The sequence below is a fragment of the Mycoplasma sp. 246B genome, from assembly GCF_054353935.1.
In genome coordinates this window covers 16,976-30,379 of sequence record NZ_JBTHHM010000001.1, presented here as the reverse complement: position 1 = coordinate 30,379, position 13,404 = coordinate 16,976, and the positions used below count along the sequence as shown (strand labels likewise).

Genomic DNA, 13,404 nt, shown 5'->3' with positions numbered 1-13,404 from the left:
GAAGATTATTCACCACCGATTTTACGTTTTGTGGTAGTTTTCTTAGCAACTGAAGCAGTTTTAGTTGCTACTGTTTTTTTAGCAGCTAATTTTTGTGCTACTTTTGCTTCAACATCGGCTGATTTTTTAGCCTTTGCTGCTTTTTCTTCTACTTTTTGTTGTGAATTATCATCTGCTTTTAATTCACTTTCGTTAGGCAAGTAGTTCATGGTTTGTCCATCTTTTAAGGTAACCATTGCTTTCTTATAACGATTAGTGAAACCATGATAACGTCCTACATTCTTTGCTTTTTTATTAACTTTTATTGTATTTACACTTTCAACTTCTACTTGAAAAATTGTTTCAATTGCTTCTTTTATTTGGTATTTATTTGCAGCATAATCAACCTTAAAAACATATATATTGTTTTTTGTTCTTAAAATATCTGTTTTTTCTGAAAGAATAGGTGCTTTAATAACTTTAGTTAATTCCATTATTTAACTCTACTTTCTAGCAATTTAAGACTTTCATTTGAAACGATTAATACATCTGCTCCAATTAATTGTTCAACTGATAAAGAGTTTGCTTTTGATGTTGAAACATTTTGCAAGTTCGCAGCAGATTTATATACAATAGGACTTTCAGTAACGATTAATATACGTTTTAAGTGATCTACTTCTAATTCCTTTAATTTTGCAACTAATGCTTTAGTTTTGATTGCATCTAATGATAAATCGTTAATAATAACTGCTTTATCATTTGCTAATAAGGTTAGTGCAGAAACAAATGCTGCAAATTTAACTTTCTTATTAACTTTAAGTGAATAGTTTTTGTTTGCTTGTGGTCCAAATGCTCTACCACCACCTACTCAAATTGGTGATCTGGTTGAACTATGACGAGCTCTTCCTGTCCCTTTTTGTCTTCATGGTTTTTTACCACTTCCGCTTACTTGAGCACGGTTTTTAACTTGGTGTGTGCCCTGTCTTCTTGATGCTCTTTCAGATAAAATGGTATCAAAAACTGCTTGGGTGTAAATTTTTTCAGAACCAAAAAGTGATTTTGGTAATTGTGCATAAAAGTCTTTTTTAACAACAGTTTCTTTTACAACAGAAATCTTTGCTGACTTAGGAGCAGATTTGGAAGTTGTTTTTGTTTGCTTTGATGTTTCATTGGTAGATTTAACTTCTTTGTTTATATTTGTTTTTTTAGCATCTGAATTTGTTTTCTTTGAAGTTGATTTAGAAGCAGGCTTATTTGCTACTTTTTCAGCTGGAGTTTTTTTAGTTACAGGTTTTGTGTTTTCAGTTTTTTTGCTTTTAGTTTCAGCCATAACTATTTTTCTCCTTCCTTAGCCTCTGCTTCATCAATCAATGCCTTAAGTTGCACAGATGTCATACCCACAGAAACCTCAATATTATATTTTTTAGCATGTTCGATTAATTCATTCATTAATTGCACTTCTGCTACATTAACTAATTTAACTTCTTTATGATCTGGTAATCCTTTTACTGCTTTACGAATCATAACAAATGATTTTTTAGGGCCTGGAATTGAACCTTTTACTAATAAAATATTATTATCAGTATCAACTTTAATAACTTCTAAGTTTTGCACTGTTGTTTTTGCATGTCCTAAATGACCCGGCATTGTCATGCCTTTAAAAACTCTGTTACCTGAAATATCTCCAAGTGAACCTGTTTGTCTTACTGGTTGTGAACCACCACCACCACCGTGAGATTTAGGCCCAATAGCTTGGTTGTGACGTTTAATAGTTCCTGCAAAACCTTTACCTTTTGAGATACCGGTTACATCTACTAATTCACCTGATTTAAAAATGTCAACTGTGATTGTTTGTCCAAGTTCATAACCTGACATATTACGAACTTCTTTTACGAAGCGCTTAGGTGTTGTGTTTGCATTTTTAAAGTGTCCTGTAAGTGGTTTGTTGCTACGACTTGACTTTTTATCAAAAACTGCTAATTGAGTCGCTACATAACCGTCTTTTTCTACAGTAAGCACCTTAGACACAACATTTGGTTGAACTTCCACTACTGTAACTGGTACACTAGCACCTGTTTCAGTAAAGATTTGAGTCATACCAACTTTACGTCCTAAGATTCCTTTCATTCGATCTCCTTAATTAAATTATTTTTGAACTTTTACTTGTAAAAGCACACCAGCAGGTAAATCTAAACGATTAATTTTATCGGTTAGTTGTGCTGAAGGGTTCTTGATTACAACTAATCTTTGGTGTGTTCTACTTTCAAATTGTTCACGACTAGTTTTGTTGATGTGAACAGATCTTAAAATAGTAACTTCATCTCTTTTAGTTGGAAGCGGAATTGGACCACTAACATCAGCTTTTTCTTCTTTAGCTAACAAAAATAATTTCTTTGCTGCTAAATCAACTAATGCATGGTCAAACCCTTTAACTTTGATCTTTAATTTACTCATTAAATGTTGTCTCCTTGTTCGATTTTTGAACATAACTCCCTATAAAAACCTCAACCGTCCTCAACAACAATGACGATTAAGCAACCTTATAGATCAATGTTATAGTTGCTTTTCAATTATAAAGCAAAAATAAAAATACAGAAATCAAAAATCCTGTATTTTTTCTAACAACGGATGTTGGTGTATCAACTATGAAATTCTGTTTTCTATTCACTCTGAAAGCACTTCTTCTGGAACATATTCAAATGCTTTTTCAACTATTTCAGTACCGTTTAATAAAATCATTGTAGGAACCTTTAGCACTTTTCATTCTGTATCTGGGTTTCTAAATAATTTTGCTTCTTCAGCATCCACATGAATGAATTGTACCTTAGTTTTTTCATATTTTTTTGCGATGCGATCCAAGGTAGGTTTCATCATTTTACAGTCTCCACATCAACCTGTTGTGAAAATCAAGAATGTTAAATCATCTTTTTGCTTGCTTTCAATAAGTTTTTTAGCATCATCTCATAATAATTTGTCAAACATAATAACTCCTTTAATTAAAATCTAATTTATCTAGTTCATCTAAGAAATCTTCATTTTGTTGTTGTTGAATTATTGAAGTTTCAACAGCATTTTTAAGCAGTTGATTCACTATTTGCTCATCAACTCTTGATAGTATACTCTTTTCTAGTAATTTAAAAGATGTTTTTTTGTAATCTATATCATAAAATTTTGCTGCTTTAAATAAAAAATCAAGATATTTTTCAAAATGAGTAGTTGATAAATAAAAACTTTTATGCGAATTTATAAATTTCTTATATTGCTGAATATTTCACTTATTTTTCTTGATAATTAACTTGATATCAAGGATATATAAACACAAAAAAACGACTATACCTATTAATAATAAAATTACTAATAAACTTGATAATGTAGGTAAATAAAACAAATTAATAAGTGTATCAAAAACAACCCCAACATTATTATAAATTGAAATATCCTCAATAGTTACTTTTTGTTTCGATGTCATAAATTTTGCATATCAACCGTTTTTAAAAATATGTGCAGGAAGCTTTGTGTTAAATTCTACATCATGATTGTATATATAATGCAGGATTAAATGAGTTAAGATAACAAAAAACAAAAAGAGAAATAGTAAAATTTTCAACATTCAATTTTTAAATGCAACAAAATCTATTTTATTCACACGAGATGTTCAACTGATAGCTTTCTTTTTAGTAAATAAAGTAAAAATTCATACTAATATCGCTAAAAATCCAAACAATAATGCAAAAAAGATGCTATTTCCAAATAAAAGCCCATATGTATATAAATATGTTCATTGCAGTCAATTAGGTAAAATTTTTGATACATATAAAGCACAAAAAAGCAGACTTATAAGGTAAAAACTCAAAATTAAAATTAACTTTCAAATTTTGAGTTTTTTTTCTAAAGTAATATGGTTGCTAGGTAAAAATTCAATGAATTTTAAACCTAGCGAATTAAATAATTTACTTTTTTTCATATTATATAGTTGTTAGTGAAAAAGCGATCATTGGATCTTTATCGGTTATTTTAAAGATTCTTTTTCTTACTGTTTTTCTGACTTTTTCATTGAATTCACGCATTGTAGTAAAAGTTTTGGTATTAATAATTTCAATAATTGTATCTTTAATCAAATCATTTATTCTTGGTTGCTCTTGCACATCGATAACACCTACATAATTGATATGTAATTGTCCAATAATTTTCTTGGTTTTTGCTGAATAAAGCGAATTAATAATAATTACACCTTCGCGACCTAAAACTTCACGTTCTGCTAAAACTTCTGATGAAATATCCCCGACACCAAAACCATCTATAATGGTATCTCCAACATCTTTAATTTTACCATTATGTGAAATTAATTTTCCATATGCAAAATGTGCAACTTTTCCGTTTAATAAAACAATCGGATTAACTTCTTTTGCTAAATTTTTATCTTCTTTTATGTATGTAACTAAATCTACTAAATAACGATACAACCCTTGAGCAGGTAGTAAAACAGTGGGTTTAAGATTCTTAACCAAATTAAATACATCTTCTTTACTCGGACGACAATAAAAATATTCTTTTTCAGAAATATTAACTAAATTTGATGTCCTTTTTGCAATTTCATCTAATGTTACAGCTGCAAGCGATTCAAGACCGTTAACTGGAGGAGCAATCATAATTACACTATCATTTGAATCTATTTTTAAATATACATCTTCGTTATTAAGAATTCTTATAAAACGGGTATATAAACGTTCAATAGCACCAGTTACAAGCACAACAGCATTTGGATGCTTACTAATTTGTTTGTAATCAATTATTTCGGGGAACTTAAAATCTGGACTTATTTTTGCTTGAATTTGCTTCATTAAAAATAACAAATCTGCGTATGCTTTTCCATAAGGTATTACTGGACGATTATATTTATTAGCAAGTTCTATAATCTGCTGCATCGATACCATATCTTCACTATAACCACCTACTATTATTTTAGTATTTGGTTTTGCAAATCTAAATGTTTTTTCTACACTATCAGGTAGATATAATTTTTCAATTGCTCTACCACCACCCTTATCTTTACCTGCATCAGTAACCAATGCATTAATTTTACGTTTATTAAAAAGTTTTGGTAAATGTAAAAATCAAGTTCTACCAAAAATTCCTAAATCACCTTCAATATAATTAAACATAAACACATAATCACCATTTGGTGTAATAAAATCAAAACCTAAGTTACCTGGAGCGCTTCCTGGTAGTCCGATAGGTTGCACAAGTATGTTTCCAATTTTCTTACGGTCTGATAGAGCAATTAATTTATACGAATCATTTTTAATATTGTATTTATTAAGGCGTTCTTGGATGATTTGTTTATTTATAAAAGATGTATAAATTTTTAATCCTGGTATTTTCATTAAAAGTCACGGAAGTGCAGAAAAACTTTCATTACGAATATCTGTAATAAAAATACCTTGAATTTTTTTGCGATGTTTTTCTAAAAAAGTAAAATCAGGAATTAGTGTATCAACACCATTATTAGAGTTAATTGGTATTTTTACACCTGCATTTACAACATATAAATCATCGTTGTAGTCTAAAACATAACAATTTTTACCATTTTCATCTTGCCCACCTAAAGCAAAAATATTTACTTTTTCCATTTGTCTCCTATGCTTATTCAATATAAATTCTTAATTTTAAAATAGTATATCTATTATAACAAAACAAAGTTAATTTTTATTTTTTTAATGATATTATAATAAAAAAGGCATAACTTATTATGCCAATCTTATTTAGTATTTTTCAATAAATCAATAAAACTTTTATGTTCTAATGAAGCACCACCAACTAAAAATCCATTGATATCAGGTTGTTTAGATAATTCTGCTATATTACTTGGTGTAACACTTCCACCATATTGCACTACCACATCTTTTGATGTGATTTCGTGGATATATTTACAAATATCTTGTGCTATTTCAGGTGTTGCAACCTTTCCGGTACCGATAGCTCAAATTGGTTCATATGCGATAACTACTTTTTTCAAATCTAAATCTTTTAAAGAAACTTCAAGTTGCTTTTTAATAACTTCTTTGGTTTGTCCTGCCTGATATTGCTCAAATGTTTCACCAACACATATAATTGGTTTTAAATGGTATGAAATAACTTGTTTTGCTTTTACATTTACTAACTCGTCTGTTTCAAAATGATATTTACGTCTTTCTGAATGTCCTAAAATAACATACGATACATCTAAATCAATAAGCATACTCGCAGATGTATCACCTGTATAAGCACCTGATTCATATGGTGAACAATCCTGTGCTGCTAAGCGAAATTTTTCAACTGTATTAACAACAAATGAACATAAATTAGCAGCAGGTACAGCGATACCAAATTCAATGTTTTTTGGTAATAATTCATTGTTAGAAAAATATCAATCACCAAATTTCTCAAAAAATTCCTTGGATTCTGAATAAGTTTTATTCATTTTTCAATTACCAATAATAAGTTTTCTCTTCATTTAACTCCTTTAAAGTATTTTACAGTATTTTTAAATTATTTTTATAAATAAGTTTATTTTATGTTCTGTTCTAGTTCATTAATGTATTTTAATTATAAATAAAATATGAATAAAAATCGTGGAATGTTTTTAGAATCAGTTTTGAATAAAACGATAGATTATTATTGAAGACATAAAATTGCTTATATTGAAAAGAAAGGATTGGATGTTACATTAAAAACAATAACTAAGGAAGGTAAGAAATTAGTAGTAAGAGATTCAAATATTTACAAAAAAAGTACTGTTGATTACATCGGCTGCTATAAAGGTATTTTTGTGTGTTTTGAAGCAAAAAGTTGTAACGAAGATCGCTTTGATTTAGCAAACCTTAAAGAACATCAAATAGATTATTTAAATAATATCAATTCAAATGGAGGGATAGCTTTTGTTGTTATATTTTTTTCACATGTAAATCGTTTTTTTAAAATTTATACAAGGTATTTATGTAAATTATTTAAAGATGGTATACATTCAATTAAATTAGATGATGTAATAAAAAATTCCAAAGAACTTTCTTTAGAATTTCCATGTATTTTAAATATACTGGATGACTAAGCTTTTAAATCGACTAAATCTCTTAAATATTTAGAAGGTTTATATTTAATCACACGTTTTTGTGGAACAACTTGCTCTTCTTTTGTAAATCTGTTTACTATTGTACGTTGTTTTTTAACCACTGTAGAGAAAATACCTAAGTGTGATAATCTAACTGTGTCTTCTGCAATTAATTGTTCTTTAAGAACAAAAACCATTGCATCAAGTACTTTTTCAACATCTTTTGGTGATGTCTCTAATCTATCAGCAACTTCCAATAAGAAATCTTTTTTTGTCATTTATTCTCCTTGTTAAATAAAATATAGGTATATTATAATACTTTTTCAAAAAAATGCCTATATTTTAGGGATAAAAGTTTTTTAACTGCCTGAAAAAGGAATTGCAAACAAAAAAAATGAAATAGCTATATTTATAACAATAATTAAAAATAATGAAAACTTTTTCCTAGCAAGATAATATGAAAACAAAATTCCTATCGGGACATATATTTTTAATAATATATTTCGATATCCAACAAAAAACACTTCTTTTTTTTCTATCGCATATTTAGCCGGCGATTTATTAAATGACACTTCAGGGACAAAGATAGCTAAAAATAACTGTAATGCGAGAGATAAAATAATTCCAGCAACAATTGGACGCAAAATAATTAACATATTTTTTACAAATGTATTAGTTTTGAACTTATTAATATATTTCATTGCTAACACCATAATAATAATTGCAGGTAAGCAAAAAATAAGGTATGTTAAAAACATTGCTAAATAACCCCATCATTGTCCGTTTGCTATTATATAACCTGTAAAAAAAGCGAATTTTGTTGAAACTACGCCAGGGGTAGAATTTGCAACAGTGAATATTGTATTAATATGGTCATCATTAATATTTGCACCAAAGTTTTGTGCCAAAAACATTCATAATCAACGAAAGATTGGCATAAAAACTTGTCCTCCACCAAATACTGATAAGGAAATTAAAATCAAAAAAGGTAGAGCAACTAAAAAAGCCAAAATCATTATTTTCTTCCTAATTTAATTTGTTTTTTCTTTTTTCATAAAATCAAAAAAATTATTGAATATATTAATAAAACTAAAAAAATTGCTACTACCGGAATGTTATATGGTGCCGGAACAAAAAAACTATATGAAAATGCAAAGATAAAAATAGTAAGTCATAAAGGCATAAAAATTGCTTTATTTGCTTGTTTAATAAATCTAATTGCAAATTCCAACAAAAATGCAATAATTGCTACTAAAACACCTACTGATAGGATTCTTACATACTGAATCGGGATTTTATTAACTAAAATTAAAAAACCAAAAGCAAGTAAAACATGGGGTAAAATTGCTATAAGTGTAATTAATGTTCCTTTTCATTTACCTAATAAATGAATTGATATATATGAAAGTGTTTGAATAACAGAAGCGCCTGGCAATAAATTGGTAACAATGACAATGTTTTCAAACTCTTCAAGTGTAATTCAGTTTCTTTTTTCAACTGCCTCTCTTTTAATAATAGGCATTAAGGCATTGCCTCCACCAAAACCTACAAAAGTAACTTTCAAAATAAATAAAATTAATTGTGTAATATTAACTTTTCTCATAATTATTTAAGTAAAAAAGCATACTATGTGTATGCAATTTACTTTTTCTTTAAATTATCTGAGAATTTTTCAAATTCAGAAGCTAAATCTTTAAAAGTTGCAGTTTCACCTGGTTTTAATGTTGAGCAATTTCCTTTACATTCTGGTTTTTTACATTTTGGACATGTTGATTCAGGTCTTTTAAGTTTGCATAATCCTTTGCAATCTGTTTTACCACAATGTGGACAGGTTTGTGATTTTTGTAATTTACATTCTCCCTTACACTCTTTTTTTTCACAGTGTTTGCAAACTTCTTCTTTTTTCATTTTACATTCACCACGACAACCTAATTTACCACATAATGGACAAACATGTGCTTTTTGAAGTTCGCATTCACCTTTGCAACCTACCTTACCACAATTTGGACAAGCAATAGATTTTTCAGTAGTTTGTTTGTTTAAATGACATTTGACATCCTTGCAAGTAACAGCATTATGAGAATGTGTTTTATTTACCTTACATTCTCCTTTACATCCTATTCTTCCACATGAACACTTTTCCATAATTATTCTCCTTTATTAAAGTTCGTTATATTGAGATTTAATTTGCAATATTTAATGCTCTATAATTTTACTATATTTAGATAATAAAATAATTAAAAAGCGAAAAAATGCCGTTATTTTATTAATAAAACAGCTTTTTAGTTTTTTGATAAATCCGAATTTTGATTTTCAAGCATTTCCTGCTGTTTTATTTCTTCAATTCTTCTGACAACAGAATAATATAAATCAACTAACTCTTGTTCTTGTTCTTCCAATGTTTTATAAGGATCTAAACTAAAATTATTTTTAACTTGTAAAAATACTGGGTTTGAAAGCATTTCTTTGGTAATAAGGGATTTTTTGCCAACATGATTTGAGAAAATACTTAACATAACATTGTATGCTATATCATCTAGTAATGCTTCAAAAAGTTTAGTTCCTTCATCGGTGTAAATTTGATAAGGATTTTTTTGCGAGTATTGAACCAAATGCACATTTGAACGCAATTTATCCATACGGTTGATATGAGTTTGTCATTTATTATCTAAAACCCTTAGGATTGTAGCACGTTTTAAATCAACTAATTCTTCGTGTGATGTTTTTTCGGCTGCATTCTTAAGTCATTCTTGATATACACTTAAAACAATATTAGAAACATAATCTGGTAAATCGCTTTCATGAATCGCACTAATTTCTTGTAAATTAAATTCAAACTTAACTAACTGACCGATATTAGCATTTAAAAAACTTACTAAACCTTCATAATTATAAATTTTATTATGAAGTTGATATTCACCACTTTTCACTATTGCACGAGCTGATGAAGCAATCATTCTACGAACAATAAAATCAATATTAGGTGAACCCAAAATTAAATCACGCTGTGAGTAAATCAAATCTCTTTGCTGACGAATAACATCATCATAATGCAACACTGATTTACGCGAATCATAATTTAATCCTTCGATTTTCTTTTGGGCATGATTAAATGCGTATTTAGTATTTTTATCAGTTATTTCGCTTCCATCTTCGCTTTTGAAAGCATCTTTAAAAACATCAAAGGTTGAAAAACGACGCATTAGTTGATCATGCATAGAAATAAAGAATTTACTTGTTCCGATATCACCTTGTCTACCGGAACGACCACGCAACTGATTATCAATTCTTCGCGATTCAGCTTTTTCGGTTCCTAAAACATACAATCCACCTAATTTTAATGCCTCAGGTGATGGTTTGATATCGGTTCCACGACCAGCCATATTAGTAGCAATTGTAACTGATTTAACACTACCTGCCTTTGAAATAATTTCAGCTTCTTGAGCATTTTGTTTTGCATTCAAAACTGTATGTGGAATCCCTTTATGAAGTAGCATTCGGTGCAATAATTCAGATTCTTCAATCTGTGCAGTTCCTACCAATACTGGTTGTCCTTTATGATAAAGTTCTGCTATTTTTTCAACAACTGCATTTCATTTATCTTCATAACTTCCATAAATTGAATCAGGTTCATCAATTCTGGCGATAGGTTTATTTGTGGGAACTACATTCACTCGCATATTATAAATATCAATAAATTCTTGTTCTTCAGTTTTTCCTGTTCCTGTCATTCCACATAGTTTTTTAAACATTCTAAAGAAGTTTTGGTATGTTATTGTCGCTAGAGTCTTGGTTTCCGCTTCAATTTCAACCATTTCTTTTGCCTGTATTGCCTGTTGCAATCCTTCGGAATAACTACGACCATCCATTATCCGGCCAGTAAAACTATCAACTAGTTCGATTTTCCCTTCACGTACTATATATTCAACATCAACACGCATAATTTTATGGGCACGCAAAGCATTCTGAATCAAATGTATATGTTCAGAATTTTCGATGTTATAAATATTTTTAGTTTTATAAAAACGATTTGCTTTAGCAATTCCTTGGTGAGTTAAAGCAACAGCCTTTGATTCGTCGTCTATGATATAATCATCAGGGCCTAGGGTACGAACAAATTGGTCTGCAGAAAAATAAGTTGCTACATCTTCTTGTTCACCCCCTGAAATAATTAAAGGTGTTTTTGCCTCATCGATTAAAATTGAATCAACCTCATCAATTAAGCAAAACTGAAGCCCTCGCTGAACTTTTTCAGCAACATTTTGCACCATATTATCACGTAAATAATCAAAACCTAATTCTGAATGCACTGAATAAGTTATATCGCACGCATAAGCGGCTCGTTTGTGATCGGGATCTAATTGTGCTTTATTTATTCCTACGGTTAAACCTAAAAAGTTAAAAACTTGTCCCATTTCTTCAGCATCACGCACTGTTAAATATTCATTAACTGTTGAAACAATAGCGCCTTTACCCAATAAGGCATTTAAATATACAGGTGCAATTGAAGTTATCGTTTTTCCTTCACCTGTTTTCATCTCAGCAACAGAACCTAAATCTAATAAAAGTCCACCTAAAATCTGAACATCAAAAGGACGCTTACCTAAAACCCTTTTGGTAGCCTCCCGCGAAACCGCAAAAACATCATTACGAATTTCTTCTAATGTATGTCCTTCTGCAAGAAATTTCTTGAAAATTTCTGTTTGTTTTTTTAGTTCTTCATCACTAAGTTGTGAAACATATTTTTCAAGTTTATTTATCTGTTTTAAAGCACTTTCTGCAATTCGCATTTCAGTTGTTTTAAAATCTAACATCTTTGATAAATTCATATTATTTAATTATACTTAATTTGTTATTTTTTAATATATTTTATTTGTAAGTCTTATATATGCTGCTTGTGCTATCATAGCTGCATTATCAGTTGCATATTTTAATTTTGGTATGATGGTATTTGGGTGTAATTTAACAAATTCTTTACGCAGTTCTGAATTTGCTGAAACTCCACCACCTAAAATTAATGTTTTAACTTTATATTGGTTCAATACAGCAGTTGTTTTTTCACACAAATATTCTATGGCTGTTTTTTGAAAACTTGCAACAACTTGGTTTATATCAATATCAATATTTTTCATTTTTTGATTATTTATATAATTCAAAACCTGTGTTTTTAAACCACTGAAGGAAAAGTCATATGGATTTTTAGTATGTGGTTTGCTAAATTTTATATATTCACCTTGATAAGTTTGTGAAATCTTATCAATTAAAACACCACCAGGAAAACCTAACCCAGATTTAACGGCAACTTTATCAAAACATTCTCCAACTGCATCATCCAATGTTTCTCCAATAATATCAAAATCAAAAACATCATGAGCAAGAATAAGTTGTGTGTGACCTCCCGAAACAAGTAAACATAAAGCAGGGAATTCAACATCTTGATCAATTGTTGCTGAAAACAAATGTCCGTGCAAATGATTAATTGGTATAGGCAATTTATTAATAGAAAGTGCTATGGCATAGGCGAATAAAAAACCAATTTGTAAGGTTCCTATTAATCCGGGTTCCTTTGTATAGGCAACGTAATCTATTGTCTCAATAGGATATTTATTAAAAATTATTTTTTGTAAAACAGCAATGTTCTTAACATGTTCTCTGGAAGCTAACTCTGGGATTGTTCCACCATATTCTTTGAAAATATCAATTTGTGAAATTGTGGATAACTGTAAAATTTTACCATCTTCTAATATTGCTAATGATGTATCGTCATGTGATGTTTCGATACCTAAAATACGCATTATTTACTTCCTATTTGTGGTTTTTTAATATATGTAGGTTCAACTTCTAATGGATGTTTTTTTGTAAAAATGTGTTGATAAGCAAGGAATTTGGAAATAACTTTCTGGTAATTAATGTTATCAAGGGTTATATTATCTGTTGCATCAATAACTTTAGTGCTTTCAAAGATATCTTCTGTTTTTAAGAACATCTGTTTATCAAAAAAATAAACTTTTTTTCCTTGTGCATCGGTGTAAAAAGTATCTTTATCATTCTGCATCATCAAAAGTTCAAATGTCGTAGTTGTATAAAAATCAATATTATTAGCCAATGCTAGTGTTCTAAAGAAAACAAAACCAACTCGAACTCCTGTAAAAAAACCAGGACCTAAATTTATATATAAACCATTAATTTCATTAATTTTTATATTAAAATCATTGAAATATTTAACTATTAAATCTATCTTTTTTTTATAATTCTCTAAAATCACTGATTTTATTAAATTAAAATTAAGGTCAAATAATGCGATACAAAAATCTTTTCCAGTGGTATCCAAAAATAAA

The 13,404-nt window shown here is 29.0% G+C and carries 15 protein-coding genes and 1 pseudogene; 1 reads left to right on the top strand and 15 read right to left on the bottom strand.

All coding sequences use genetic code 4. The features are described 5' to 3' along the window. Positions 1–5 precede the first annotated feature (5 nt). From rplW to tpiA, 8 genes and pseudogenes are all read right to left on the bottom strand, one after another. Positions 6–473: a 50S ribosomal protein L23 gene (gene rplW, locus ACXYRR_RS00195; RefSeq protein WP_435130122.1), complete on the bottom strand. Its 468-nt coding sequence runs from the start codon at positions 471–473 to the stop codon at positions 6–8. After that, positions 473–1,309 carry a 50S ribosomal protein L4 gene (gene rplD, locus ACXYRR_RS00190; protein ID WP_458597223.1) on the bottom strand — a complete coding sequence of 279 codons (837 nt, stop codon included), beginning with the start codon at positions 1,307–1,309 and terminating at the stop codon, positions 473–475. The genes rplW and rplD overlap by 1 nt, the downstream gene beginning before the upstream one ends. Before the next feature lie 137 nt (positions 1,310–1,446). After that, a pseudogene (gene rplC / locus ACXYRR_RS00185) lies at positions 1,447–2,106 on the bottom strand (50S ribosomal protein L3); the annotation flags it as partial. A gap of 18 nt (positions 2,107–2,124) precedes the next feature. Continuing rightward, positions 2,125–2,433 (bottom strand): 30S ribosomal protein S10, encoded by a 309-nt coding sequence (rpsJ, locus tag ACXYRR_RS00180; RefSeq protein ID WP_458597222.1) that lies wholly within the window; start codon positions 2,431–2,433, stop codon positions 2,125–2,127. A gap of 189 nt (positions 2,434–2,622) precedes the next feature. Further along, a complete protein-coding gene (locus tag ACXYRR_RS00175) occupies positions 2,623–2,961 on the bottom strand; it encodes a thioredoxin family protein (RefSeq protein WP_435130113.1) in 339 nt (112 codons plus the stop codon). Positions 2,962–2,971: 10 nt separating this feature from the next. Next, the gene (locus tag ACXYRR_RS00170) at positions 2,972–3,943 is read right to left on the bottom strand and encodes a hypothetical protein (protein ID WP_458597221.1); all 972 of its coding nucleotides are present in this window, start codon (positions 3,941–3,943) and stop codon (positions 2,972–2,974) included. Position 3,944: 1 nt separating this feature from the next. Then, a complete protein-coding gene (locus ACXYRR_RS00165; RefSeq protein WP_458597220.1) occupies positions 3,945–5,609 on the bottom strand; it encodes a ribonuclease J in 1,665 nt (554 codons plus the stop codon). Positions 5,610–5,737: 128 nt separating this feature from the next. Further along, entirely contained in the window at positions 5,738–6,472 is a 735-nt protein-coding gene (gene tpiA / locus ACXYRR_RS00160; RefSeq protein ID WP_458597219.1) for a triose-phosphate isomerase, read from the bottom strand. Between the two features lie 105 nt (positions 6,473–6,577). Here tpiA and recU point away from each other — a divergent pair, with 105 nt between their 5' ends. Further along, on the top strand, positions 6,578–7,066 hold the full coding sequence (gene recU, locus ACXYRR_RS00155) for a Holliday junction resolvase RecU (RefSeq protein ID WP_458597218.1): 489 nt from the start codon (positions 6,578–6,580) through the stop codon (positions 7,064–7,066). Here recU and ACXYRR_RS00150 read toward each other — a convergent pair. The 7 genes from ACXYRR_RS00150 to ACXYRR_RS00120 all read right to left on the bottom strand — a co-directional run bounded on the left by ACXYRR_RS00150 (position 7,063) and on the right by ACXYRR_RS00120 (position 13,397). Continuing rightward, positions 7,063–7,344 (bottom strand): HU family DNA-binding protein, encoded by a 282-nt coding sequence (locus ACXYRR_RS00150; RefSeq protein WP_435130097.1) that lies wholly within the window; start codon positions 7,342–7,344, stop codon positions 7,063–7,065. The genes recU and ACXYRR_RS00150 overlap by 4 nt on opposite strands. Before the next feature lie 81 nt (positions 7,345–7,425). Continuing rightward, entirely contained in the window at positions 7,426–8,082 is a 657-nt protein-coding gene (locus ACXYRR_RS00145; RefSeq protein ID WP_458597217.1) for a chromate transporter, read from the bottom strand. Continuing rightward, positions 8,082–8,669, bottom strand: coding sequence for a chromate transporter (locus tag ACXYRR_RS00140; protein ID WP_458597216.1), 588 nt, complete (start codon positions 8,667–8,669; stop codon positions 8,082–8,084). The genes ACXYRR_RS00145 and ACXYRR_RS00140 overlap by 1 nt, the downstream gene beginning before the upstream one ends. Positions 8,670–8,707: 38 nt before the next feature. After that, positions 8,708–9,211 carry a hypothetical protein gene (locus ACXYRR_RS00135; protein WP_458597215.1) on the bottom strand — a complete coding sequence of 168 codons (504 nt, stop codon included), beginning with the start codon at positions 9,209–9,211 and terminating at the stop codon, positions 8,708–8,710. Between the two features lie 137 nt (positions 9,212–9,348). Next, positions 9,349–11,895 (bottom strand): preprotein translocase subunit SecA, encoded by a 2,547-nt coding sequence (gene secA / locus ACXYRR_RS00130; protein WP_458597214.1) that lies wholly within the window; start codon positions 11,893–11,895, stop codon positions 9,349–9,351. Between the two features lie 30 nt (positions 11,896–11,925). Beyond that, positions 11,926–12,861, bottom strand: a complete 936-nt coding sequence (gene tsaD, locus ACXYRR_RS00125) for a tRNA (adenosine(37)-N6)-threonylcarbamoyltransferase complex transferase subunit TsaD (RefSeq protein ID WP_435130082.1) — start codon at positions 12,859–12,861, stop codon at positions 11,926–11,928. Continuing rightward, positions 12,861–13,397: a tRNA (adenosine(37)-N6)-threonylcarbamoyltransferase complex dimerization subunit type 1 TsaB gene (locus tag ACXYRR_RS00120; protein ID WP_458597213.1), complete on the bottom strand. Its 537-nt coding sequence runs from the start codon at positions 13,395–13,397 to the stop codon at positions 12,861–12,863. The genes tsaD and ACXYRR_RS00120 overlap by 1 nt, the downstream gene beginning before the upstream one ends. Positions 13,398–13,404 lie beyond the last annotated feature (7 nt).